Consider the following 24,539-nt stretch of genomic DNA (forward strand, 5'->3'; position numbering starts at 1 on the left):
GATCGAGGGGTTGCCATGCGGTTGCCAGGACCCGTTGTCCCGTCGTCGTTCTCCCGATCGGACGGGACGCGCCGCAGGCGATCCACCGGCACCGGGTGGAGCCCGGCGGCCCGGCGCCGCGGGATCGCCGCGCTGACCGCGCTGGCCGCCGCCGCGTTCGGGCTACCGGCATCGGCCTCCGGCACCGTCCCGACCGGCCGACCGGCACCCCCGCCGTCGGCCTCGGACGGGATGACCCTCTGGTACGACGAGCCGGCCACCGACTGGGAGTCGCAGGCGCTGCCGATCGGCAACGGCGCGCTCGGCGCGATGGTCTTCGGGGACGTCGCCGCCGAGCAGCTCCAGTTCAACGAGAAGACACTGTGGACCGGCGGCCCGGGGTCCGAGCAGGGATACAACTTCGGCAACTGGACCGAGCCGCGGCCGGGCGCGCTCGACGAGGTGCGGCAGAAGATCGCCGCCGAGACCCGGGTGGACCCGACCTGGGTGGCCGAGAAGCTGGGCCAGCCGCGCATCGGCTACGGCAGCTACCAGACCTTCGGGGACGTGCACCTTGCGCTGCTCGACCCGCCGGCCGGCTACACCGACTACCGCCGGTACCTGGACATCGGCAACGCCACCGCCGGGGTCTCGTACACCGCCGGCGGGGTCCACTACACCCGCGAGTACCTCGCCTCGGCGCCCGGCAACGTCATCGTGGCCCGACTCGGCGCCGACCGGCCGGGCCGGCTCGGGTTCACGGTCTCGGTGAGCACCGAGACCAACCGGTCCGGCACCGTCTCGGCCAGGGACGGGCGGATCACCCTCGCCGGCGCGCTGACCGACAACGGCATGCGGTACGAGTCGCAGCTCCAGGTCACGAACACCGGCGGCACCCGGGTGGACAACGGCGACGGCAGCGTCACCGTGCGCGGCGCCGACGCCGTGACGCTGGTGCTGTCCGCCGGTACGGACTACGCCGAGGCGTACCCGACGTACCGGGGTGTGGATCCGCACCCCGCGGTGACCCGGCGGGTGGACGCGGCGGCGGCCCGGTCCTTCGGCGCGCTCCGCGCGGCCCACCTGGCCGACTACCGGCGGCTGTTCCAGCGGGTCGGGCTCGACGTCGGCCAACGGATGCCCGCGGTGCCCACCGACGAACTGCTGGCCGGCTACCGGGACGGCGCGCTGGACCCTGCCGCCGGCAGGGCGCTGGAGGTGCTGTTCTTCCAGTACGGCCGGTACCTGCTGATCTCCTCCTCCCGCGGCGGCTCGCTGCCGGCGAACCTGCAGGGGGTGTGGAACAACGCGACAAGCGCCGCCTGGTCGGCCGACTACCACGTCAACATCAACCTCCAGATGAACTACTGGCCGGCCGAGACGACGAATCTGTCCGAGACCACCGCTCCGCTGTTCGACTACGTCGACGGGATGGTCGAGCCGGGCCGGGTCACCGCGCGGGAGATGTTCGACAGCCCCGGCTGGGTGGTGCACAACGAGACCAACCCGTTCGGGTTCACCGGGGTGCACGACTGGCCCACCGCGTTCTGGTTCCCGGAGGCCGGCGCCTGGCTCGCCCAGCACTACTACGAGCACTACCGGTTCACCGGGGACCGGGCGTTCCTGCGCGAGCGGGCGTACCCGATGATGAAGGAGCTGGCCAGGTTCTGGCTGGACCAGTTGGTGGTCGACCCGCGGGACGGGAAGCTCGTGGTCAGCCCCAGCTTCTCCCCCGAGCAGGGCGACTTCTCGGCCGGCGCCTCGATGTCCCAGCAGATCGTCTGGGACCTGCTGACCAACGTGTCGGAGGCGGCGGCCACCCTCGGCGACGACCGGCGCTTCCGGGACCGGGTCGCGGACACGCTGCGCCGGCTCGACCCCGGCACGCGGATCGGATCGTGGGGTCAGCTCCAGGAGTGGAAGGAGGACTGGGACGACCCGACCAACGACCACCGGCACGTGTCCCACCTGTTCGCCCTGCACCCGGGCCGGCAGATCTCCCCGCGCTCGACCCCCGAGTTCGCCCAGGCCGCCGAGGTCTCGTTGACCGCCCGCGGCGACGGGGGCACCGGCTGGAGCAAGGCGTGGAAGATCAATTTCTGGGCCCGGCTGCTCGACGGCGACCACGCCCACCTGATGCTCTCCGAGCTGCTCAAGACCAGCACCCTGGACAACCTGTGGGACACCCACCCGCCGTTCCAGATCGACGGCAACTTCGGCGCCACGGCCGGCGTCGCGGAGATGCTGCTGCAGAGCCAGGACGGGGTGGTGGACGTCCTGCCCGCGCTGCCCGGAAGCTGGGCCGACGGCTCGGTCCACGGGCTGCGCGCCCGCGGTGACGTCACGGTGGACATCGCCTGGTCCGACGCAAGGCCGACCAGGGTCACCCTCGCGCCGGGCGGCGACGGCCCGCTGCGGGTCCGCAGCCCGCTGTTCGCCGGCCGGTTCCACCTGGTCGACGCCACCACCGGCCGGCGGGTCGGCACGCACCGCGACGGCGAGCAGATCACCTTCGACGCCCGCGCCGGCCACCGGTACGTCGCGACGCCGTGATGCCGGGAGCGCCGACGCCGCGTCCAAGCCTCGGCGCGGCCTCGGGGTCCCGGCGCGGCGTCGGGGTCCCGGCGCGGCGGCCGAGTCCCGGCGGCGGGATCAGGACTCGGCGCGGCCCAGCCGCCAGTAGCCCATGAAGGCGACCGCGCCGCGGTCCAGCCCACGGTCGGCGACCAGGTGCCGGCGCAGGGTACGGATGACCCCCGCCTCACCTGCCAACCAGGCGTACAGCGGTGCCGGGCCGGCCGCGTCCGGCACCTCCCACAGGATCTCCTGATCCACGTCCACCTCGGCGAGCGCCGGTCCGGACCGGCCGGCACCCCCCGGCCCGGCCACCCCGGAACCGGCCGGCGCGGAACCGGCCACCCCGGAGCCGGCCGGCGCGGGCAGCAGCGCGGCGGCCAGCTCGGTCACGGCCGGCACCAGGCGCTCGCCGTGCTCCCGGCCGGCGCGGGCCAGCCAGGCCACCGACATCCCGGCCGGCGCGGTGACCGGCAGGGTGTCCGCCGGCTCGGGCACCTCGATCAGCGCGTGGCCGCGTGCGTCGGCGGGCAGCCGTTCCAGGATGCCGCAGATCGCCGGCGCGGCGGTCTCGTCGCCGGCGATCAGCAGCCGCCCGCCCGCGGGCGGCTGGAATTCGAGGCCGCCGTGCGGTCCGGGGTGGCCGGCGTCCGGGCCGACCAGCGCCACCCGGTCGCCGACCCGGGCCTGCCGCGCCCACCGGGTCGCCGGGCCGCCGTCCCCGTGCAGCACGAGGTCGACGTCCACCTCCTGCGCCGCCTGCCGCACGGCCCGCACGGTGTACGTCCGGATCGGGCTGCGCTGGTCGTCGGGCAGGTCCCGCCACTGCCGGTACCAGTCGGCGCCGGCCGGCAGGCAGCCCACCGGCCGGTCCGGCGTCGGCAACGCCAGCTTGATCCGCTGGTCGAAGCCGTTGTCGGCGAACCGGTCCAGCTCCGCACCGGTGAACGTGACGCGCAGGAACGACGGGCTGAGCCGGCGCAGCGCGCGGACCTCGATGTCGAAGACGCGCCAGGGCGCGACGGGCAGGGTGCTGGGCATGGCAGCCTTTCTTGTCGATTCCTAGCGGACCACGCTCGCGGCGCCGCGCGAGCGCCACAACAGCCACACGAAGTACGGAGTGCCGATCAGCGCGGTGACCAGCCCGGCGGGGATCTGCGCGGGGGCGATGACGCTGCGCCCGAGGGTGTCCGCGAGGCTGACCAGCGCCGCGCCGAGCAGCACCGCCACCGGCAGCACCCGGCCGTGCCGGCTGCCGACCAGGGCGCGGGCCGCGTGCGGCGCGACCAGGCCGACGAAGCCGATCACACCGACCGCGGAGACGGCGGTGGAGGCGAGCAGCGCGGCGGCGCCCAGGGCCACCAGCCGGGCGCGCTCCACCCGGACCCCCAACACCCGTGGCGTGTCGTCGTCCAACGCCAGCAGGTCGAGTTCGCGCCGGGCGGCCACCACGGCCGGGATGCTGAGCAGCAGGGCGACCGCCACCGGCAGCACCTGCGGGGCGACCCGCCCGTAGGTGGAGCCGGAGAGCCAGGTCAGTGCCTTGCCGGTGTTCCACGGGTCGGAGCTGACCACGATGAACGTGATGATCGCGCTGCCGCCCTGCCAGACCGCGAAGCCGATCAGCACGAGCCGGTCGGAGTTCAGGCCGCCGCTGCGGGCCAGGCCGTACACCAGGGCGAACGCGGCCACCGCGCCGATGCCGGCGACGCCGGAGACGGCCGCCACCCCGGCCAGCGGGACGAAGGTGAGCAGGGCGACCGCGCCGATCCCGGCGCCGCCGGTGATGCCGAGGATGCCGGGCTCGGCCAGCGGGTTGCGGCACACCGCCTGCACGGTGGTGCCGGCCACCGCCAGCGCCCCGCCGGCCAGCAGCGCCGCGGCGACCCGCGGCCAGCGCTGGTCCAGCACGAAGGTGTACGCCGGGCCGGTGCGGCCCTGCACCCAGTTGACGATGTCGCCGAGCAGCACCCAGGTGTCCCCGGCGAGCATGCCGAGCAGCAGCGCGCCGAGCAGCAGCGCGGCGCAGCCGGCGACCACGCCGAGGTACACGGCCCGGGACCGCACCGCCGCGTGGCCGCCCGGGGGCCGCCGGGTGGGTCCGGCGTCCCGGCGCCGCCGGGCCAGCCAGACCATGAAGACCGCGCCGAACAGGGTGGTGACCACCCCGGTCGGCACCTCGACGCCGGCCTGGCCACCGAGCACCGCCCGCAGCAGTACGTCGGAGCCGAGCACGATGATCACGCCGACGATGCCGGAGAGCGGCAGCAGGACCCGGTGGCGGTGCATTCCGGGCACCGCCCGGCCGAGGAGCCGGACCAGCACCGGCGCGCAGAGCCCGACGAACCCGATCGGCCCGGCCAGCGTCACCGCCGCGGCCGAGAGCAGGACGCTCAGCACGATGACGGTGCGCCGGGTGCGCCGCACGTCGAGCCCGAGCACGCTGGCGGTGTCGTCGCCGAGGGCGAGGATGTCCAGCCGGTGCCCGAGCGCCACGAGCAGCAGCGCGCCGAGGCCGATGACCGGGGCGAGTTGGGTGAACGCGACCAGGTCGGCCTGCACGAGCGAACCGTTCCCCCAGGCGAACAGGCCGATGGTGGCCTGCTCGAAGAGGAGCAGCAGCATCATGGTGAGCGAGGCGAGCGCCATCGCGGTCGCCGAGCCGGCGAGGATCAGCCGCGTGGTGGCGGCCTGCCCGCCGGCCGAGAGGGCCAGCACCAGCCCGGCCGCGGCGAGCCCGCCGCAGAATGCCAGGCCGCCTGCCGGAAGCGCCGGGAGGGTGAGCCCGAACGCCGCCGCCGCGACGATCGCCAGGTGCGCGCCCGCGTTGACGGCGAGGGTGTCCGGGGAGGCCAGCGGGTTGCGGGCCATAGACTGGAGGGCGGCGCCGGCGAAGCCGAGCGCGAGGCCGACCGCCAGTCCGGTGAGCAGCCGGGGCAGCCGGGAGGCGACCAGGACCCGGGCGGTCTCGTCCTGTCCCCCGGTCAGCAGCCGCAGCAGGTCCACGGCCCCGACCGAGGAGGTGCCCTGGGTCAGGTGGACGGCCGCGACCACCAGCAGCAGCGCGACGGCCACGACGAAGACGACGGCGATGCGCGGCCGGGACATGCGCCCGGCCGGGGCCGGCCGGCTGGCCGGCTCCGGCCGGACCGGTACGCCGAGCTGGCTCAAGCCCCGTAGACCTTCACGAGCTGGTCAAGGTACTGCTGTGCGGAGAGCGGACCGCCGAAGGTCCAGATGCCGTCGGGCATCCGGTGCAGCTTCTGCTGCTGCACGAACGGCAGCGACTTCCAGATCGCGTTGCCGGCCAGCCCGTCGGCGAAGACGTCCTCCCCGTCCGAGGCGTTGTAGAAGAAGTGCAGGTCCTGGCCCTTGAGCGCGGTCAGCCCTTCGACGTCGGTCTGGCCGAGCCCCCACGTCTGGTCGACCTTGCCGGTCCAGGCGTTCGTCAGGCCGAGCTGGATGCCCAGTTGGGAGACGAGCGCGCCCTGGCCGAACATCCGGATCGAGACGGTGCTGCCCTCCTTCCAGCCGTCGGCGATGGCGAACTGCCGGCCGGCCGCCCCGGCCGCGGCGATCTTCTGCTTGCCGTCGGCGATCGCGCCGTCGAGGTCGCTGAGGAGCTGGCGCGCCTGTTCGGTGCGGCCGGTGGCGGTGGCGATCATGTTGAGGTCCGACCGCATCCGGCCGATGTTGTCCGAGGCGTCGCTGCCCTCGGCCACGATCACCGGGACGTACTTCTCCAACTGGGCGACGAGTGCGGAACCGCGCTCGGCCTCCATCACCACGAGGTCGGGTTGGAGGGCGACGATGGAGTCGACGCTCGGCTCGCCGCGGGTGCCGACGTCCTTCACGCCCTTGTCCAGCGGGGCGGCGGTGACCCAGGTGGCGTATCCCGCCGGGTCGGCGACGCCGACCGGCATCACGCCGAGGCTGACGAGCATCTCGACCTCGCCCCACTCCAGCCCGACAACCCTGGTGGCCGGGGTGTCCAGCGTGACGGTCTGCCCGCGGCCGTCGGTGACGGTGACCGGGCCGGTGGTCGCGGCGGCGGAGCCGGACGGCCCGGCCGCCGGGGTTTCGGTGGTGCCGCAGCCGCCGAGCAGGAGCGCGGCGGCGACGGCCAGGACGGTCAGGCGGTTACGCAGCATCGATTTCTCTTCTGTTCCCGAGATGGTTGAGGGGATGGTGGTGGATCCGGTCCGGCGACGGTCGCGGCTCAGACGGTGACCCGGGTCAGGTGCCGCCCGACGGGTCGGGTGGACAGCAGTCCGGTCGCCGGGTCGACCGTCACCTCGATGCGGATCCCGTACGTGTCGGTGAGGGTGTGCTCGGTGAGGACCTCGGACGGCACACCGGCCGCCCGGACCCGTCCGGAGTGCAGCAGGACGACCTCGTCGGCAACGGCCGCGGCCTGGTTGAGGTCGTGCAGCACGACCCCGACCGCCACCGCGTGCAGGTCGGCGAGGTCACGCATCAGGTCCAGCACCTCGACCTGGTATCTCAGGTCGAGGAACGTGGTCGGTTCGTCCAGCAGCAGCACGGCGGTGTCCTGGGCCAGGCAGGTGGCCAGCCAGACCCGCTGCGACTCGCCGCCGGAGAGTTCGTCGACCGGCCGGTCGGCCATGGCCGCCACGCCCGTGGTGGCCATGGCCCGGTCGACAACCTCCGGACCCTGCGGGTCGTTGGCCCGCCACCGGCCCCGGTACGGGTGCCGCCCGTAGCCGACGACGTCCCGGACGGTGACCCCGGACGGGGTGGGCCGGCTCTGGGCCAGCAGGGTGACCCGGCGGGCGAATTCCCGGGCTGACAGCGCGCGGGCCGGCGTGCCGTCGGCGAACAGCGCCTCGCCGCTGTCCAGTGGGTGCAGCCGGGCCAGCCCGCGCAGCAGGGTCGACTTGCCGCTGCCGTTCGGCCCGACCAGCGCGGTGATCGTGCCGGACCGCAACGTGATCGCGGCGTCGTGCACCACGGTCGCGCCGTGGTAACCGAGCCGCAGGTCAACTCCACGCAGCCCGTCGGCGCGGCCAGCCCCACCAGTCATGTCGGTTAGGCTAACCTAACCTTCGCGGTGGATGTCAAGCCGGCCCACGCCCCGCACCAGCGGAAACCGCCGGCCGGACGGGTGCGTCCGCGGTCGCACGACAACCGGCTTGACCTGGAGCGCGCTCCAGGGTCGAGAGTGGCCGACGTTCGACGCACACCTCACGGGAGAAGCCATGCGATACCGCACCATCGGCGCCGACCCGGCCACCCAGCGCCAGGTCAGCGTGCTCAGCCTCGGCGCGATGCTCTTCGGCACCGCCACCGACGAGGCCACCTCGTACGCCATCCTCGACCGGTACGTGGCGGCCGGCGGCACCTTCATCGACACCTCGGACAACTACGCGTTCTGGCAGAACGGCGGCCAGGGCGGCGAGAGCGAGGAACTGCTCGGCCGCTGGCTGCGCAACCGCGGCGGGAGCGCCGGGCTGGTCATCGCCACGAAGCTCGGCGCCCGGCCCCTCGCCCCCGGAACCAGCTACGTGGACAACCCCGAGGGCCTGTCGGCGAAGGTCATCCGCGAGTCGGCCGAGCGCAGCCGGGAACGGCTCGGGATGGACCGGCTCGACCTGCTGTACGCGCACATCGAGGACCGGACGGTGCCGCTGCAGGAGACCGTGGCGGGCTTCGCCGACCTGGTCGCCGAGGGCACCGTGGGGCTGCTCGGGGCGAGCAACCACCGCGCGTGGCGGGTGGAGCGCGCCCGCGCCATCGCCGCGGCCGCCGGGCTGCCCGGGTACGAGGTGCTCCAGTACCACCGCAGCTACCTGCCCGGCCGCATCGACGTGCCCACCGAGTTGGATCCGGACGGCGACGTCGGCTGGGCCGGCCCGGACCTGGTCAGCTACCTGCGGGCCGAGCCGCGGCTCAGCCTGGTCGCGTACTCGCCGCTGTTGAAGGGCGGGTACGTCCGGCCCGAGCGGCTGGGGCCGGGGTACGACCTGCCCAGCGCCCCGGCGCGGCTGGCCGCGCTGCGGGAGGTCGCCGCGCAGACCGGTGCGACGGTCAACCAGGTGGTGCTCGCCTGGCTGCTCGGCGGGGACCTGCCCACCATCCCCCTGGTCGGCGCGTCCTCCGTGGCACAGCTCGACGAGAGCCTGGCCGCGGTGGACCTGGAGCTGACCGCCGAGCAACGCGCCCGACTCGACGCGGCGCACTGACCGCACCGCGCCGAAGCCGCGGGGCGTCCGACAGCCGGTGCCGTTGTGCACCGGCCGGCGCCCCGCGACTTCGGCCGCGGGTTTTCGAAACTTTCGATCCCCGGGTTCGTCCGGCAAACCGTGCCGTGGCGCTCCGATCGGCGCCCTCGGGACGCAACGACGGATGTTGAGGTTTCGATACTTTTTCCGATACGGTCCTGTCGGCTTCCATCGATTCGCATCGGTGCCTTCCGGCAGACCGGACGGAATGCCATCGCGCGCTGCGAACTGCCGGACCCCGCGGCACCACCGCGAGCCCGCCAAGGAGAGTTCCGTGCTTCGCTTGCCCACCCTGGTCACCGCCATCGTGGTCACGACCGCCCTGGCGGTGACACCGGCGCAGGCCGGTCCGCCGCACCCCGACATCGATCTCAAGCCGGCGCAGACGCACCAGCCGATCGACGGCTTCGGCTACTCCATCGCCTTCCAGCGGGCCTCGCTGGTGCACAACCTGTCCGCGGACAGGCAGGCGGAGGTCCTGGACCTGCTCCTGGACCGCCGCGCCGGTGCGGCCCCGAGCATCCTGCGGCTCGGCATCGGCTCCTCGGCGAGCACCGAGTACGACAAGATGCTGTCCATCCAGCCGACCGATCCGGGCGGGCCGACGGCCACCCCGAACTACACCTGGGACGGCTGGGACGGCGGCCAGGTGTGGTACGCCAAGGAGGCACAGCGGCGCGGGATCCACCGCTTCTACGCCGACGCCTGGAGCGCCCCGGGCTACATGAAGGACAACGGCACCGACACCAACGGCGGCTCGCTCTGCGGCCTGACCGGTGTCAGCTGCGCCAGCGGCGACTGGCGCGAGGCGTACGCGCGCTACCTCGTGCAGTACGCCCGGTTCTACCGGCAGGAGGGGATCCGGATCCAGGACATCGGCTTCACCAACGAGCCGGACTGGACCGCGTCGTACGCCTCGATGCGGTTCACCCCCGAGCAGGCCGCCGAGTTCCTCACGGTCATCGGTCCCATCGCCCGGCGGGACGGGCTGCGCGTGGCCTGCTGCGACTCCTTCGGTTGGCAGCAGTCGGACGCGTACGCGCAGGCCATCGAGTCCGACCCGGCGGCCCGCCGGTACCTGTCGCTGCTCACCGGGCACGGCTACGCGAGCCCGTCGGACCAGCCGCTGTCGACCACGGCTCCCACCTGGATGTCGGAGTGGGCGCCGTCGAGCACCTCGGACGGCTGGAACGAGGAGTGGGACAGCGGCAAGGGCACCGACGGCATCGCCCTGGCCCAGCGGATCCACGACACGCTCGCCCTGGCCGACGCCAGCGCGTTCCTCTACTGGCTCGGCTCCTCCCGGGGCGCGACCGCCGCCCTGGTGCAGATCGACGACGCCAACGACGCCTACCGGGTGTCCTCCCGGCTCTACGCGTTCGCCGCGTACAGCCGGTTCATCCGGCCGGGCGCCGTGCGGATCGGTGTGGACACCGCGCAGGAGGGCCTGGAGGTGTCGGCCTACCGCAACGCGGACGGGACCCAGGTCGTCGAGATCATCAACACCTCGGACGCGGCCGTGACCGCCAGCATCGACCTGGTGCACCCGACGGCGTACGTCACCGACGCGACGCACCGGTTGGAGCAGGTCGCGGGCGTGGTCTCGGGCCACGGCCCGCACCCGAGCGTCACCCTGGCGCCGCGCTCGCTGACCACGCTGGTCGGCACGCACCCCGGCCGCGGCTGACGACACCGCCGGAACGGCCCGCGCGGATCCGCGCGGGCCGTTCCGGGACTCGGGTTGCCGAGCGTCGTCGTGGACGGTGCTCAGTAGACGAACGGCCAGCCCGCGGAGTCGTAGCCGAGCAGGTTGATGCCGAGGTACGAGGCACCGCTGTTGGCGTAGTAGTGGTAGACCAGCACCTCGGCGTCGGTGTCCGACATCACCGCCTCGTGGCCGGGGCCGTGGATGCTGCCGTGGCCGGCGAGCACCTGGGTGCCACCGCTGGAGGTCATCGCGGTGCCGTTGCGGTCCACGAACGGACCGTTCGGGCTCGTCGAGCGGCCCACCATGATCCGGTACGTGCTGGAGGCGCCCTGGCAGCACAGGTCGAACGAGACCCACAGGTAGTAGTACGAGCCGTGCTTGAACATGAACGGCGCCTCGATGGCGCCGCCGTTGCGCCCGGCGATGCTGCGGATCGTCGTGTCGGACCGCTTACCGGTGGACGGGTCCAGCGCCACCTGCTTGATGCCGGACCAGAACGAGCCGAAGTTCAGCCACCACCGGCCGGAGTCGTCGACGATCAGGTTCGGGTCGATGGCGTTGAAGTTGTCGCTGGTCGCCGACTCGATGACCAGACCCTGGTTGGTCCAGGATCCGGACGCGCCGGTGGTGCTGGTGGCCAGGAAGATCGCCGAGTGGTTCGAGCCGAACGTGGACGCCGAGTAGTACAGGTAGTAGCGACCATTGTGGTACGAGATGTCCGGCGCCCACAGGTTGCTGCTGCCGCCGGTGTACGCGGTCGTCCAGGAGGCGCCGTTCGGGAACACGGTGCCCGCGGCCCGGAAGGCCGTGCGGTCCGTCGAGGTCGTCAGCGGGATGTTGTTTCCGGTCTGCGCGACGATGTACGTCCCGGACGGGGTCTTGACGATCGACGGATCGTGCGTGCCGGTGGCTCCGGAGACCGCGCCCGGGTTCGGGTAGCTGGACGGCGGCACGGTGGGGGTGCCGGTCGGCACCGGGCTGGCGGACGGGCTGCTCGACGGGCTGGCGGACGGACTCGCCGTCGGGCTGCTCGACGGGCTGCTCGACGGGCTGCTCGACGGGCTGCTCGACGGGCTCGCCGTCGGGCTGCCGGTGACCGGCGCTCCGGTGCAGGCCACCCCGTTCAGCGTGAAGCTGGCCGGCGCCGGGTTCGACCCGGTCCAGGAGCCGTTGAACCCGAAGCTCGCCGAACCGTTCGTCGGCAGGCTCCCGTTGTAGCTCGCATTGTTCACGCTCACATGGCTGCCCGACTGACTGAAGTCACCGTTCCACAGCTGGGTGACCGTCTGCCCGGCCGTGAAGTTCCACTCCACTCGCCAGCCGTTGATCGGGTCGCCGAGGTTGGTCACCGCGACGCTCGCGCCGAACCCGCCCGACCACTGGTTGGTCACCGCGTAGTCCACCCGGCAACCAGCGGTCGCGGCCTGCGCACTCACCGCCAACGTGGCGCTGACGACCAGTGCGGTCGCCGCACCGCCCGCCAACGCGATCCGGCGGCCCACGCCACCGGTCCTTGATCCAAACATGCGCCTCTCCCATGACTCGCCGCATGCCGGCGGGGTCACCTCGGGAGCGCGCCCCCACCAGAAAGACAAATGCATCTACGTTTGTAGATGTTGGCGATAACACCACGGGGGCAACAACACCGTCAAGGTTTCCGGGATGTGTACCGGGCGCAACAGAATCTTTACCGAGCCGCCGGGACCGGGCGGGACCGACCGCCGGAGCCGCTGCGGGATCAGCCCCACCAGAACAGCGAGGCGAGCACGATGTAGAGGACGAACAGGGTCAGCCCCTCCAGGTGGTTGACCTTGCTGTCGATCGTCACGAAGACGACGAGCAGGGCCGCGACGATCACGGCCACGATCTGCAACGGCGGAAAGATCAGGGTGAACGCACCGGCTCCGACCAGCGGCGCCAGCAGGGTCAGCACCGGGGCGAGCAGCAACGCCACCTGCAACGCGCCCTCCATGGTGATCGCCGCCGCGGTGTCGGCGTCCCCGCGCAGGCTGAGCTGGACGGCCGGGACCAGCTGCGACAGGTTGCCGACGGTGGCCACCAGGAACAGCCCGACGAAGGCGTCGTTGAGGCCCATCGCCTCGACCGCCGGCGACAGGGTGCCGGTCAGCCAGTCCGCCTCGACGGCGATCAGCAGCCCGGCCACGGTGGTCAGCGCGAGCACGCGGCGCAGCGGCCAGGTGCCCGGCCGGGCCTCGCCGGTCCCGTTGTGCACCGGTGGCGCGTCGGCGTCCTTGCCGAGCCGGAAGGGCAGCGACACCACGAACACCGCGAGCAGGGCGACGGCCACCACGTACGAGACGGTGTTGGTGTGCCGGGCCGCCGGCGTACCCAGGTTCACCGCGATCGCCGGGGTGATCAGGGTGGACATCAGCAGCACCAGCATCACCCGGCTGACCTGTGCGCGGCCGCCGTCGATGGTCATCGAACCGTGCCGCAGGCCGCCGGCGAGGAAGGCCAGCCCGTTGCCCAGCAGCAGCATGTTGAGCACCGAGCCGATCAACGCCGCCTGCACCACGGCGGTCAGCCCGGCGCGCAGCGCGAAGATGCCGATGATGAGTTCGGGCAGGTTGCCGACCACGGCCTGGAAGGTGCCGATGGCCGCCGGGCGCATCCGCCCGCCGAGCTGGTCGATCGAGCGGCCGAGCACCACCGAGGCGAGGGTGATGGCGCCGAGCGTGCCGAGGAAGCGCAGGATCGGGGAGACCTCGGCGTACTCGGCGAGCGCGGCCAGCAGCGCGGCGAGCAGGGTCGCGCACCACAGCAGCAGATCCACCAGAGGCCCCAGCCGGCGGCCGGCCGTCTGAGAATTCCTCATCTGCACGATCACACTATGCCCAACGCGGGCCGCCCCGGGCTAACCGCTGACGGCCATCCGACGGGCCAGCTCGGCCGCCCGGTACGCCGCGGCCCGCCGCGCCTGGTCGGCCACGAACCGCCGCAGCAGCGCCGGGGCGGTGGCGGTGATCCGTTCCCGGACCCGGGTGCCCTCCGGCACGGCGGACAGGTCCAGCACCGCGCGCAGCCGTACCCGACCGGGGCTGTGCACCTCGCTGACCAGTTGCTCGTCCGGTCGGGTGGCGACCATCCGGACCCGGATCGGGTTGTCCCACCGCACCGGTCCGACCAGCCGGAACCGCTCGACGGCGGTGTACCCGGTCACCGTCGCGCCGGTGTCCGCGGCCTGCTCGGTGCGCACCGCACGGACCGCCACGACCAGCGGCGACAACCCCACGTAGCTGTACGGGTCGGCCAGGTGCCGGTACACCCGCGGGGGCGCCGCCGGGACCACACACACCGTCTCGAACGCGATCGGCGGATTCCGCAGCTCGGCCACCCGCACATCCTGGCATCCGGTGCCGCGGCCGCGCCGCCCGCGGCCGGCCCGCCGGGTGTTTTGCGCGGTCATGCCCGGGTACGGCGGTAACCGCCCGATCACCTACCGAGCACGTGAAGAGGTACCTCGATGGACACCAGCAGGGCCGAGCAGGACGCGTACCTGACCACCTCGCAGGGGGCCAGGCTGCGCGACACGGACCATTCGCTCAAGGCCGGGCCGCGCGGTCCGACCCTGCTCCAGGACCATCACCTCCGGGAGAAGATCACCCACTTCGACCACGAGCGCATCCCCGAGCGGGTCGTGCACGCCCGCGGCGCCGGGGCGCACGGCCTCTTCACCGGGTACGGCGCCGCCGAGGAGCTCACCCGGGCCGGCTTCCTGCGCGCCGGGGTGCAGACCCCGGTCTTCGTCCGCTTCTCCACCGTGCTGGGTTCCCGCGGGTCGGCCGACACCGTCCGGGACACCCGCGGCTTCGCCACCAAGTTCTACACCGACGAGGGCACCTTCGACCTGGTCGGCAACAACATGCCGGTCTTCTTCATCCAGGACGCGATCAAGTTCCCGGACATCATCCACGCCGCGAAGCCGCACCCGGACCGGGAGATCCCGCAGGCGCAGAGCGCCCACGACACCTTCTGGGACTTCGTCTCGCTGCACACCGAGGCCCAGCACCACACCATGTGGAACATGTCCGACCGGGGCATCCCGCGCTCGTACCGGACCATGGAGGGCTTCGGTGTGCACACGTTCCGGCTGGTGGACGCGGCCGGGGCCACGGCGCTGGTGAAGTTCCACTGGAAGCCGGCGCTGGGCGTGCACTCCCTGACCTGGGAGGAGGCGCAGCTGCTCGGCGGGCTGGATCCGGACTTCCACCGGCGCGACCTCTACGACGCGATCGAGGCGGGCGCGTACCCGCGGTGGGAGCTGGGTCTCCAGGTCCTCCCGGACACCCCCGAGCAGACCTTCGCGGGAATCGACCTGCTCGACCCGACGAAGCTCGTGCCGGAGGAACTGGCACCGGTGCGGCCGGTGGGCAGCCTGGTGCTGAACCGGGTGCCCACGAACTTCTTCGCCGAGACCGAACAGGTCGCCTTCCACCTGGGCAACCTGGTGCCGGGCATCGACGTGACGAACGACCCGCTGTTGCAGGGCCGGCTCTTCTCGTACGTGGACACCCAGCTGACCCGGCTGGGTGGGCCGAACTTCGCGCAGATCCCGATCAACCGCGCGCACGCCCCGGTCAACGACATGCTGCGGGACGGTTTCCACCAGGACGCGGTGCACGCCGGCGTCGCGCCGTACCGGCCCAACTCGCTGGACGGGGACAGCCCGTTGCCGGCCGGGGACGCCGAGCACGCCTTCCTCGACGTGCCGGTGACGGTCGCCGAGGCGCCCAAGGCGCGCGGCAACCCCGCGTCCTTCGACGACCACTTCAGCCAGGTACGCCTGTTCTGGTCGAGCATGTCGGCGGTGGAGCGGGAGCACATCATCCGGGCGTACACCTTCGAGCTGGGCAAGTGCCGGCACCAGGCGATCAAGGAGCGCCAGCTGCGCTGCCTGGCCAACGTCGACCCGGTGCTCTGCGCGCAGGTCGCCGCGGGCCTCGGCCTGCCCGCGCCGGAGCCGGGCGTGCCGCTCGCGGACGTCGAGCCCAGTCCCGCGCTGTCCCAGCTCGGTCGGCAGTGGCCGGTGGACGGCCGGGTCATCGGGATCGTCGTCGACGCCGACGAGGACCTCGACGGGGTCGGCCCGGTCCGGGCCGCGGTCTCCGCCGCCGGCATGGTGCCGCTGCTGATCGCCGCGCACGGGGGTACGGCGGGTGACCTGCCGATCCAGCGGACCTTCGCCACCGGCCGCTCGGTCGAGTTGGACGCGCTGCTGCTGGCCGGGGCGCCCGCGCCGGCGCCGGACGCGCTGCCGGCCCGGGACGCCCGGGCGGGGGCGGCCGACGCCGACCTCGTCGACCCGCGCGTGCAGTTGCTGGTGCAGGAGAGCTGGCGGCACGCCAAGGTCATCGGCGCCTGGGGGGCCGGGGTCCGCGTACTGGAGCGGGCCGAGCTGACCGGCGCCGCCGGCGTGGTGACCGGCGGATCCGGCCCGGACGTTCTCGCCGAGGTGCAGCGGCTGCTGGCCGCGCACCGGGTCTGGAGCCGGTTCCCCACCGTGGTCGCCTGACCGCGTTCCGCTGCGCACGGCCGCCCACCACCGCCCGGCCGGCCGGCATCGCCCGGGGCTGGCCTGCGGCCGGCCCCGGGCTTCAGTACGCTCTCGATCGACGCCGGTCGCCTCGTCCCCCGAACCAGCGAAAGGCAGCCCACCGTGATCATGGCCCTGTTGCTCGACCTCGCCAACATCGTTGGCGGCTTCCTGCTCGCGATCGCCCTGCTGAGCCTCATCCCCCGGGCCGGTGACGACCTGCGCCGGATCGCCGAGCGGATCGGGGCGTTCGGCTGGCTGGTCGGGATCGTGGCGCTGGTCACCGGCGGCTACTACCTGATCGTGCACCTGATCTCCGGGCCGCAGGTCTTCCACTTCGAGGTGGTGGGCATCGGGGTCGGGATCGCCCTGCTGTGGGACCGGCTGACCGGACGGGCGGCGCCGGACACGGACGCGCGGACGGCGGGCGGCCCGTCCAGCGGCGGGGCCGTCGCCGGGGCGCGGCTGCTGCTCGCGATCTTCGGCGTCATCGCCATCATCGTCGGCATCCAGGGCCTGTTCACCCCGGACGGCTGAGCCCGGCGCCGACGCCGGTCCGGCCACCGGCCGGACCGGTTGACTGCATAGAGGCACGTCTCTACGCTAGAAAGCGCTTTCCGCCGCGCCGCGCAGCACCAACGGGGACGGCCGGCGTCATTCCCGGGCGGGCCACGCGCTCCCCCGGTTCATCAGCCCTGCTCGCGCGGACGGAGCCGGTACGACGCGAGGGACCCCGGCCACGCCGGGCGTCCGGGCAGACGGACGGCCCCCCGCGACATCGGCAGGGCACCGATGTCGGACTCCTGGTGGGCCGGACAGACCAACCCCACAGGAGAAGGACATGATCTACCGACAGCGCCGCAGGTCGCTGCGGATCCTTTCGGTCGCTGCGGTGGCCCTCGCCGCGGCCGGCGTCGTGGTCACCGCCAACGCCGCGCAGGCGGCGGCCGGTTGCCGGGTCGACTACACGGTGGCCTCGCAGTGGCCCGGCGGCTTCACCGCGAACATCGACCTGACCAACCTGGGCGATCCGCTCACCGCCTGGACGCTCACCTGGTCGTTCGGCGCCGGCCAGACCGTCGCCCAGGGCTGGAACGCCACGTTCAGCCAGAGCGGCAGCGCCGTGCAGGCCTCGAACGTGAGCTGGAACGGCGGCCTCGGCACGAACGCCACCACCACGTTCGGCTTCAACGGCACCTGGAACAACAGCAGCAACCCGGTGCCGGCCAGCTTCGCGGTCAACGGCGTGGCCTGCACCGGCGGGGTCACCCCGACCACGGCCGCACCCACCACCGCCGCGCCGACCACCGCGGCACCCACCACGGCCGCGCCGACCACCGCCGCACCGACCACCGCGGCACCGACCACGGCGGCGCCCACCACGGCGGCACCGAGCGACACGATCTATGCCGCACCGACCGGCACCGCGAGCGCGGCCGGAACGATGTCCAACCCGACCACGGTGGCCGCGGCCATCACCCGGGTCGCGGCCGGTGGCACGATCTACCTGCGCGGCGGGACGTACAGCCTGTCCCAGACGGTGACCATCGCGCCGGGCAACGACGGTACGGCCAGCGCCCGCAAGAACCTGTCCGCCTACCCGGGCGAGACCCCGGTGCTGAACTTCTCGGCGATGGCCGAGGACTCCGCCAACCGGGGGCTCGCGCTGAACGGGTCCTACTGGCACCTCTACGGCCTCGTCGTCGAGCGGGCCGGCGACAACGGCATCTTCGTGGGCGGCAGCAACAACATCATCGAACGCACGGTGACCCGCTTCAACCACGACTCGGGGTTGCAGATCTCGCGGATCTCCTCGGACACCCCGACCAGCCAGTGGCCGGCCAACAACCTCGTGCTCAGTTCGGAGTCGCACGACAACGCCGACTCCGACGGCGAGGACGCCGACGGCTTCGCCGCGAAGCTCACCGCCGGACCGGGCAACGTCTTCCGGTACACCGTGTCGCACAACAACATCGACGACGGCTGGGACCTCTACACCAAGACCGACACCGGAGCCATCGGCCCGGTGACCATCGAGGACTCGCTGTCGTACAACAACGGCACGCTCACCGACGGCACGGTGAACGCCAACGGCGACCGCAACGGCTTCAAGCTCGGCGGCGAGGACATCGCGGTGAGCCACACCATCCGGCGCAACATCGCGTACCACAACGGCCACCACGGGTTCACCTACAACCGCAACCCGGGCACGATGTCGATCTCGAACAACCTCAGCATCGACAACAGCGAGCGGAACTTCTCGTTCGACGCCGGGACCTCGGTGTTCCGGAGCAACACCTCGTGCCGGTTCAGCAGCGGCGGGTCCAACGACAAGACCGTCGGCGACGCGGACAGCTCCAACCAGTTCTGGACCGGCTCGAACGGGTCCCGGTGTTCCGCGTACTCCGGCACCCTGGCCTGGTCGTTCGCCAGCGACGGGCACCTCGTGGTGACCCTCGGCGGCCGGGTGGTCAGCCTCTAGGGTTCCGGTGCCGGGCGGCCACGGTGGTGGCCGCCCGGCACCGGCGGCCGGTAAATCGGATGCCGGAATCGGGGCCGGCCGATACGCTTCCCCCGCCCACGCAGCGCCGAGGAGAGGCAGGAGATCCAGCGATGAGGACCGCAGGCACGTCGCCGACCCCGTCCGATCTCCCGCCGCGCGCCCCGGAGGGCATCCTTGTTGCGTTGGTTGTTCCGCCTGCTCGAAAACCCCGTCGATCCGTTTGATCAGCCCGACCTGAGCACCCCGCCGGCCGGCCCGGTCGCCTTCCTGTTCCGGGAGTTCCGGCCGCTGCGCGGCGTGATCGCCGCGAGCCTGGCGCTCACCGCCGTCGGCGCCGGCATCGAGGTGTGGCTGATCGGGTACGCCGGCCGCCTGGTCGACACCCTCGCCGCCACCTCGCCGGAGCGGCTCTGGCAGTCCCACGGCACCGGACTGGTGGCCGCCGCCCTGCTCGTCCTCATCGGGCGACCGCTGGTCCAGTTCCTCGGCGAGGGCCTCGACGACATCGCGTTCCGCCCGAACGCGCGCACCCTCGCGCTGTGGCGGATGCACCGCTACGTGTCGCGCCAGTCGGTCGGCTGGTTCCGCAACGATCTCAGCGGCCGGGTCGCCGGCTACGTCCGGGACGGCGCCGACGCGGCCACCGGCGCCGGCTACAACCTCATCCACTCGATCGCCTTCGTCACCGCGTACGTGCTGGGTTCGATCGGCCTGCTGGCCTCGATCGACCCGCACCTGGTGCTGCCGCTGGCCGGCTGGCTCGGGCTGTACGCGGTGCTCATGGTGCGGCTGGTGGGCCGGTACCGGAACGCCGCCGACCGGTTGCAGGCCGCGGAGGCGGCGCTGACCGGCCTGCTGGTGGACGCCTACGCCAACATCGACACGCTGGCGCTCTTCGCCGACCGGGACCGGGAGGACCGTGGCGACCGGCGGATCGTGGCCGCCGCCCGCCGCGCCCACCTGGACGTGCAGCGGGTCGAGGTGACCATCAACTCCAGCATGATGGCGCTCAGCGGGCTGCTGATGGTCGGTCTCATCGGGTACGGCATCGTGCTGTGGCGTTCCGGCGCCGCGCCGCTGGGTCTGATCGCGGCGGCGATCGCGCTCAGCTTCCGGATCACCGCGATGGCCGAGTGGCTGCTGGACGGCGTGTCCGGGCTGTTCGGCTCGCTCGGTGCGCTGCGCCGCGCGCTGGGCACGATCGCCCAGCCGCTGGCCGTGGCCGACCGGCCGGGTGCCGATGCCCTCGTCGTGCGCGGCGGGCGGATCACCCTCACCGACGTGCGGCACCACTACGGTCGACCGGGCGGCGGCGGCCTGGCCGGGGTGTCGCTGGACGTCGCGCCCGGCGAGCGCGTCGGACTGGTCGGCCGGTCCGGCGCCGGCAAGTCCACCCTGGTCAACCTGGTGCTCAGGTTCCACGAGCCGGAGGCGGGCACGATCGAGATCGACGGCCAGGACATCACCGGGGTCACCCAGGAGAGCCTGCGCCGGCAGGTCGCCGTGGTCACGCAGGACACGATGCTGCTGCACCGGTCGGTCCGGGACAACATCGCGCCGGGCCGCTCGGACGACGACGACGCGTCCGCCGCCGCGGATCCGGCGGCGGACGACGCCGCGGTACGGACCGCGGCGCGCCGGGCCGCGGCCGACGGCTTCATCGCCGGGCTCCGCGACGCGCAGGGCCGGCAGGGGTACGACGCGCACGTCGGCGAGCGGGGCGTGACGCTCTCCGGCGGACAGCGGCAGCGGATCGCGCTGGCCCGGGCGTTCCACAAGGACGCGCCGCTGCTCATCCTGGACGAGGCGACCTCCGCCCTGGACTCCGAGGTCGAGGCGGCCGTACACGAGACGCTGGACGAGATGCTCGCCGGGCGTACGGTCATCGCCATCGCGCACCGGCTCTCGACGATCGCCCGGATGGACCGGATCGTGGTGCTGGACGCGGGCCGGATCGTCGAGCAGGGCAGCCACCGGGACCTGCTGGCCCGGGACGGCCTGTACGCCGCGCTCTGGTCCCGGCAGTCCGGCGGGTTCCTCGGGGTGGATCCGGACCCCGTCGCCGCGGGCTGAGGCGAGGCGGGCCGAGGCGAGGCGGGCCGAGGTCGAGCCGGCCGAGGCAGAGCGGGCCAAAGGCGAGGCGGGCTGTCGGGAAACCGAGCGGGTCTCCCGACAGCCCGCCGGCCGTCTCAGCTTGCCGCGCAGGTCACGGCGGGTGTGCCGGGTGTGCCGGTGGCCGCGCCGAGGAACCCGAAGGCGGTGCTGGCGCCCGCGGCGAGGTTGCCGTTGTAGTCGACGTTGCGGGCGGTGACGGTGCTGCCCTGGGTGCTGACGGTGGCGTTCCAGGACTGCGTGATCGACTGGCCGCTGGGCAGGGTCCAGGTCACCGTCCAGCCGTGGATCGCCGCGCTACCGGCGGTGATCCGTACCTCGGCCTGGAAGCCGCCGGTCCACTGGCTGGTGATCGAGTAGCTGGCGGTGCAGCCGGCGCCGCCCGGCGGGGTGGTCGTCGGCGGGGTGGTCGGTGGCGCCGTCGTCGGCGGGGTGGTCGGCGGCGCCGTCGTGGGCGGCGGCGTGGTGGTGGCACCGCCCCAGCCGGAGGTCGAGTCCAGCCAGGCCGCCCGGCGCAGCATCCAGTCCTGCATGGCCTGGACCTGCCCCTGCCAGGTGGGCGCGGTCGGCGTGTAGAAGTAGCCGATCATCGGCGTGGTCAGGTTGGGCCAGCGCTGGAAGTTGCGCTGCGCGGCGTTGTTCAGCGGCGCGGTGAGGGCGCTGACCCGGGACCGCAGCGAGCTGTCGGACAGGATCCCGCGGCGCAGCGACTGCCAGCGCAGCCGGACGTCGTTGACGAAGGCCGGGTCCTGCATCAGCCGGTTGAACCAGTCGTTGGCCAGCGGCTGCCGGGTCTGCTGGTACTGCCAGCCGGCGGTCTGGTCGTTCTGGAAGAACCCGCCGACCCCGAAGGTGAGGTCGTAGTCCCAGAGTGGACCGGCGAAGATCTTGGTGTCGCGGTCCTTGTAGAAGTAGGCGCTGCGGACGTAGGCGTCCATGTTCCGGCTCAGCTCGTAGATGATCATCTGGTCGACGAACGAGCCGACGTCGATGTACGCGCGGTAGCCGGTGGTCGGATCGGCGAAGTTGGGCCCGTGCAGCGCGTCGTGGAACTGTTGGATGTAGGTGCGCAGCCAGTCCTTCTGTGCCGACTGCAACGGCGACGGGTCGACCACCTCCAGGTAGTTCCAGCAGGTGCTGCTGGATCCGGTGCAGGGCAGCGTGGGCTCCTCGGCCGCCATCCACTCGAACTTCCAGATGTACCCGCCGGTGAGCTTCGGCAGGGTGACGTCGTCGGAGTGCAACTGCTTGAGGTCGAGGCGGTTCTTCGAGTTCTTGATCGTCTCGACGATCATGTAGACGCCCATGTAGTCCTCGGAGCCGACCGAGCTGCCGTCGGTGTTGAGGTAGAACTCGGCGAACGCGTACCGCGGCGCCGGGATGCCCATCTCCCGGCCGAGGTCGTAGACGAGGGCCTCCCGGATCAGGGACTTGTCCGGGTACGGGCCGCGCAGCACCCAGTCGGAGTCGGCGGGCATGCCGAGCACCGGGTAGTCGGCGTCGTCGTTGTCGTTGTCCCGGAACTCGACCCGGTACGGCGTCTTCTCGAAGGTCGCCGAGGACTGCCCGCGCAGCTTGAAGCCGGCCCGGGTGGCGACCGTCGGGGCGGCGGCCAGCGACGTGGTGCCGCCGGTACCGGGCTGGAAGATCATCGTGGCGGAGTCGAAGTAGTCGCGGGCGGGCTTGCCGGCGCCGTACGAGTCGATGAGCACCACCGGCAGGTCGTGGGTGGTGAGGCTGGCGGCGCGGGAGACGTACATGGCGGTGCCCGGCGCCCCGGAGGCCGTCTGGCCCACGTACGCCTGCGCCCGCAACTGCGTGCTGCGGGTGAACTGCAACGGCGTCCCGGAGTAGAGGGTGGACTGCGCGGTGGGCAGCTTCCCGTCGGTGGTGTAGCGGATCTGCGCGCCGCTGACCGTGGTGCTCAGCGAGACCGACACCTGTGCCTGGAAGGTGCCGCTGGGCACCGAGAAGACGATGTCGCCGGTCAGGTCGTCGGCGGCGGCCGCCGCGGCCGCCGCGTCGGCGGCCGAGGTGCCCAGCGCCGGGCCGGCCGCGGGGCGCTCGGCGGAGTCGGGGCTGCGTTCCGCGCCCGCGGACGGGGCGGACGGGGCCAGCAGCCCGGCGAGCAGCACCGCGGCGGCGGCGAGCGCGGCGGCGGCGAGCGCGGCGGCGCGCAACGGCGCCGACGCACCGCCGGTCCTGCGGATGGTTAAACGCACGATGCCTCCTGTTCGGTTCGACGGATGGGCGCCGGGGCCGGGTCCACCGCTGGGGCGGGGTCGTGGAAGTGCCGGCGCAGGGTGCGCCGCCACGGCGCGTCGGGCAGGTCCGGACGCAGCGCGGCCAGTCCGGTGGCGTACTTGGAGATGCGGGACGGCCGCGCACCGCGGCGCCACAGGATGCGGTCGACCGGCGAGGCTGCGGCGCTGGTCTTCGTCTCGACCACGGCGAGGCCGGGCAGCGACAGCGTGCTGTTCCCGTCCTGCCAGGTCAGGTCGGTGTCGATGGTGATCCGGCTGGCGGTCGCGGGCAGCAGGAGCGTGGCCCGGCGGTACCGGGTGACCAGCACCGGTTCCAGCGGGCTGCCGGGCTCGGGGCAGATCGACTCGCGCCGCAGCGCGGCGTCGACGAAGCCGCGGCCGGGGCGTACCGTCTCCCGGTCCTGCGGGTGGTAGGGCAGCCGGTGCTTGGTGATGCTCCCCCGCGCCCCGCTGATCTTGACCTCCAGCCAGCACTCGGCGGAGTCCACGTAGGTGCGGGTGCGCAGCTTGAAGCGCCGCCGCCGGCGGTACGCGGCGGTGTGGTAGCTGACCAGCAGCGGCGTGTCGAAGTACACCGACTCGTACCGGAAGACCCGCTCCCCGTCGATGTCCAGCACCCGGGCGACCGGGACGAGCTGTTCGAGCAGGTCGGCCAGGCCGTCCACCGGGACGAGGTACTTGCGGTCCACCCTGGTCTGCAGGGCGGCGCGGTCGACCAGCTCGGCGAGCCCGACGGGCGGCAGCGCGGCCAGCGGTCCGGCGATCCAGGGCGGGGTCATCGCGGCGCTCCGGCGTAGCTGGAGACGAGGCCGGCGGCGCCCGCCGGCCGGGTGTCGGTCAGCGAGTACCGGACGTCGACCAGGGTGGTCTCGTTGACCAGGTCGAGCCGCTGCACGATGACGTCGTGCACCCGGGCGTTGAGCAGTTGCTCCAGGTGGGCGACGAGCGCCAGGTGGTCGGTGATGGCCGAGTCGAGCATCAGGATCTGGTGCCGGTAGCGCCGGAGCATCCGGCGGTGGTCGCCGACGAACATCACCACGAGGATCAGCGCCATCATCCCGGCGTTGAGCCAGATCGAGCTGGTGGGCAGCGCGCCGAGGATGCCCATGGCCAGCGCCGAGAAGTAGTAGGCGACCTCGTTCTGGTCGAGTTCCGTGGACCGGAGGCGGATGATCGACAGCACGCCGAACAGCGCCATCCCCATCCCGAGGCCGGCGCCGGCGTTGCTGGCGCTGAGCGCGCTCGCCACCGCCAGCACGCCGATGTTGACCCCCAGGTAGGCCACCACGAGGTCGCGACGGCGGTGACGCGGGAAGTACAGCCCGAAGACGAGCAGCACCACGGCGCAGATGTCGATCGCGAACAGGACGAGCTTGGGCATCTCGTGCGTTCCTCCTGGCTGGACACCGGCGGGGACGGCGGCGCCCGCCGCCCCTGGCGGACGGCGGCGCGCAGCCGACCACTCCCGTAACTTCCGATAAATTTTCGGGAACTATTTCGAGACGCTAACCCGTCCAATCGGTAAACGTCAATAAGTTTCAGTGTCTTCCGAACGGACGCCGGCGGCTCCGTAGGCCGACCAGCAGCACGGGAGTACGCATCG

Annotated in this window: 17 protein-coding genes and 2 pseudogenes; 8 read left to right on the top strand and 11 right to left on the bottom strand. The window is 72.7% G+C overall.

The features are described 5' to 3' along the window. Positions 1 to 15 precede the first annotated feature (15 nt). Positions 16 to 2,532 (top strand): glycoside hydrolase N-terminal domain-containing protein, encoded by a 2,517-nt coding sequence (locus tag CIK06_RS16085; protein WP_095565506.1) that lies wholly within the window; start codon positions 16 to 18, stop codon positions 2,530 to 2,532. 99 nt (positions 2,533 to 2,631) lie between these two features. Here the strand turns inward: CIK06_RS16085 and CIK06_RS16090 are convergent, their stop codons facing one another. From CIK06_RS16090 to CIK06_RS16105, 4 genes are all read right to left on the bottom strand, one after another. Next, the gene (locus CIK06_RS16090; protein ID WP_095565507.1) at positions 2,632 to 3,594 is read right to left on the bottom strand and encodes a siderophore-interacting protein; all 963 of its coding nucleotides are present in this window, start codon (positions 3,592 to 3,594) and stop codon (positions 2,632 to 2,634) included. 21 nt (positions 3,595 to 3,615) lie between these two features. Next, positions 3,616 to 5,661 (bottom strand): iron ABC transporter permease, encoded by a 2,046-nt coding sequence (locus CIK06_RS16095; protein ID WP_095567888.1) that lies wholly within the window; start codon positions 5,659 to 5,661, stop codon positions 3,616 to 3,618. A gap of 59 nt (positions 5,662 to 5,720) precedes the next feature. Beyond that, positions 5,721 to 6,704: an ABC transporter substrate-binding protein gene (locus tag CIK06_RS16100; protein WP_095565508.1), complete on the bottom strand. Its 984-nt coding sequence runs from the start codon at positions 6,702 to 6,704 to the stop codon at positions 5,721 to 5,723. A 68-nt stretch (positions 6,705 to 6,772) separates the two neighbouring features. Next, positions 6,773 to 7,597 (bottom strand): ABC transporter ATP-binding protein, encoded by an 825-nt coding sequence (locus CIK06_RS16105; RefSeq protein WP_095565509.1) that lies wholly within the window; start codon positions 7,595 to 7,597, stop codon positions 6,773 to 6,775. Between the two features lie 175 nt (positions 7,598 to 7,772). Between CIK06_RS16105 and CIK06_RS16110 the strand changes: the two genes are divergently transcribed. Then, positions 7,773 to 8,756, top strand: a complete 984-nt coding sequence (locus CIK06_RS16110; RefSeq protein WP_095565510.1) for an aldo/keto reductase — start codon at positions 7,773 to 7,775, stop codon at positions 8,754 to 8,756. A 313-nt stretch (positions 8,757 to 9,069) separates the two neighbouring features. Beyond that, positions 9,070 to 10,482, top strand: coding sequence for a glycoside hydrolase (locus CIK06_RS16115; RefSeq protein WP_095567889.1), 1,413 nt, complete (start codon positions 9,070 to 9,072; stop codon positions 10,480 to 10,482). An 80-nt stretch (positions 10,483 to 10,562) separates the two neighbouring features. Here the strand turns inward: CIK06_RS16115 and CIK06_RS30045 are convergent, their stop codons facing one another. Next, complete coding sequence (locus CIK06_RS30045) at positions 10,563 to 11,477, bottom strand: arabinan endo-1,5-alpha-L-arabinosidase (protein WP_198348345.1); 915 nt, start codon at positions 11,475 to 11,477, stop codon at positions 10,563 to 10,565. On the opposite strand from CIK06_RS30045, the gene CIK06_RS31140 reads away from it, so the two are divergent. Continuing rightward, positions 11,464 to 11,721 (top strand): hypothetical protein, encoded by a 258-nt coding sequence (locus tag CIK06_RS31140; protein ID WP_232534401.1) that lies wholly within the window; start codon positions 11,464 to 11,466, stop codon positions 11,719 to 11,721. The two genes, CIK06_RS30045 and CIK06_RS31140, sit on opposite strands and share 14 nt — an antisense overlap. On the opposite strand, the pseudogene CIK06_RS30050 reads toward CIK06_RS31140, so the two are convergent. From CIK06_RS30050 to CIK06_RS16130, 3 genes and pseudogenes are all read right to left on the bottom strand, one after another. Then, positions 11,673 to 12,104 (bottom strand): annotated as a pseudogene (locus tag CIK06_RS30050) (cellulose binding domain-containing protein); the annotation flags it as partial. The gene CIK06_RS31140 and the pseudogene CIK06_RS30050 overlap by 49 nt on opposite strands. Positions 12,105 to 12,241: 137 nt before the next feature. Then, positions 12,242 to 13,339 carry a sodium:proton exchanger gene (locus CIK06_RS16125; protein ID WP_157756794.1) on the bottom strand — a complete coding sequence of 366 codons (1,098 nt, stop codon included), beginning with the start codon at positions 13,337 to 13,339 and terminating at the stop codon, positions 12,242 to 12,244. 39 nt (positions 13,340 to 13,378) lie between these two features. Continuing rightward, a complete protein-coding gene (locus CIK06_RS16130; RefSeq protein WP_232533661.1) occupies positions 13,379 to 13,858 on the bottom strand; it encodes an SRPBCC family protein in 480 nt (159 codons plus the stop codon). 150 nt (positions 13,859 to 14,008) lie between these two features. On the opposite strand from CIK06_RS16130, the pseudogene CIK06_RS16135 reads away from it, so the two are divergent. The 4 genes and pseudogenes from CIK06_RS16135 to CIK06_RS16150 all read left to right on the top strand — a co-directional run. Continuing rightward, a pseudogene (locus tag CIK06_RS16135) lies at positions 14,009 to 16,036 on the top strand (catalase); the annotation flags it as partial. 150 nt (positions 16,037 to 16,186) lie between these two features. Continuing rightward, a complete protein-coding gene (locus tag CIK06_RS16140; RefSeq protein WP_232533662.1) occupies positions 16,187 to 16,594 on the top strand; it encodes a hypothetical protein in 408 nt (135 codons plus the stop codon). Positions 16,595 to 16,898: 304 nt separating this feature from the next. Beyond that, a complete protein-coding gene (locus CIK06_RS16145) occupies positions 16,899 to 18,539 on the top strand; it encodes a cellulose-binding domain-containing protein (protein ID WP_095565514.1) in 1,641 nt (546 codons plus the stop codon). A 207-nt stretch (positions 18,540 to 18,746) separates the two neighbouring features. Beyond that, positions 18,747 to 20,633 (top strand): ABC transporter ATP-binding protein, encoded by a 1,887-nt coding sequence (locus CIK06_RS16150; protein ID WP_095567891.1) that lies wholly within the window; start codon positions 18,747 to 18,749, stop codon positions 20,631 to 20,633. 116 nt (positions 20,634 to 20,749) lie between these two features. Here CIK06_RS16150 and CIK06_RS32490 read toward each other — a convergent pair whose 3' ends face one another. The 3 genes from CIK06_RS32490 to CIK06_RS16165 are packed head-to-tail and all read right to left on the bottom strand — an operon-like array spanning position 20,750 to position 24,317. Beyond that, positions 20,750 to 22,894: a CotH kinase family protein gene (locus tag CIK06_RS32490; protein WP_369915984.1), complete on the bottom strand. Its 2,145-nt coding sequence runs from the start codon at positions 22,892 to 22,894 to the stop codon at positions 20,750 to 20,752. Next, positions 22,885 to 23,715, bottom strand: coding sequence for a polyphosphate polymerase domain-containing protein (locus CIK06_RS16160; protein WP_095565516.1), 831 nt, complete (start codon positions 23,713 to 23,715; stop codon positions 22,885 to 22,887). Before CIK06_RS16160 ends, CIK06_RS32490 begins: the two co-directional genes overlap by 10 nt. Next, positions 23,712 to 24,317, bottom strand: a complete 606-nt coding sequence (locus CIK06_RS16165; protein ID WP_095565517.1) for a DUF4956 domain-containing protein — start codon at positions 24,315 to 24,317, stop codon at positions 23,712 to 23,714. The genes CIK06_RS16160 and CIK06_RS16165 overlap by 4 nt, the downstream gene beginning before the upstream one ends. Positions 24,318 to 24,539 lie beyond the last annotated feature (222 nt).

It is taken from the genome of Plantactinospora sp. KBS50 (genome assembly GCF_002285795.1).
Classification (GTDB): Bacteria; Actinomycetota; Actinomycetes; order Mycobacteriales; family Micromonosporaceae; genus KBS50.

Excerpts from the sequence above, each read along its gene's own strand:
- CIK06_RS16145 (WP_095565514.1), top strand. The coding sequence starts at position 16,899 with ATGATCTACCGACAGCGCCGCAGGTCGCTGCGGATCCTTTCGGTCGCT.
- CIK06_RS16125 (WP_157756794.1), bottom strand. The coding sequence starts at position 13,339 with ATGAGGAATTCTCAGACGGCCGGCCGCCGGCTGGGGCCTCTGGTGGAT.
- CIK06_RS16105 (WP_095565509.1), bottom strand. The coding sequence starts at position 7,597 with ATGACTGGTGGGGCTGGCCGCGCCGACGGGCTGCGTGGAGTTGACCTG.
- CIK06_RS16165 (WP_095565517.1), bottom strand. The coding sequence starts at position 24,317 with ATGCCCAAGCTCGTCCTGTTCGCGATCGACATCTGCGCCGTGGTGCTG.
- CIK06_RS16110 (WP_095565510.1), top strand. The coding sequence starts at position 7,773 with ATGCGATACCGCACCATCGGCGCCGACCCGGCCACCCAGCGCCAGGTC.
- CIK06_RS16100 (WP_095565508.1), bottom strand. The coding sequence starts at position 6,704 with ATGCTGCGTAACCGCCTGACCGTCCTGGCCGTCGCCGCCGCGCTCCTG.
- CIK06_RS16090 (WP_095565507.1), bottom strand. The coding sequence starts at position 3,594 with ATGCCCAGCACCCTGCCCGTCGCGCCCTGGCGCGTCTTCGACATCGAG.
- CIK06_RS16140 (WP_232533662.1), top strand. The coding sequence starts at position 16,187 with ATGGCCCTGTTGCTCGACCTCGCCAACATCGTTGGCGGCTTCCTGCTC.
- CIK06_RS16160 (WP_095565516.1), bottom strand. The coding sequence starts at position 23,715 with ATGACCCCGCCCTGGATCGCCGGACCGCTGGCCGCGCTGCCGCCCGTC.
- CIK06_RS16085 (WP_095565506.1), top strand. The coding sequence starts at position 16 with ATGCGGTTGCCAGGACCCGTTGTCCCGTCGTCGTTCTCCCGATCGGAC.
- CIK06_RS16095 (WP_095567888.1), bottom strand. The coding sequence starts at position 5,661 with ATGTCCCGGCCGCGCATCGCCGTCGTCTTCGTCGTGGCCGTCGCGCTG.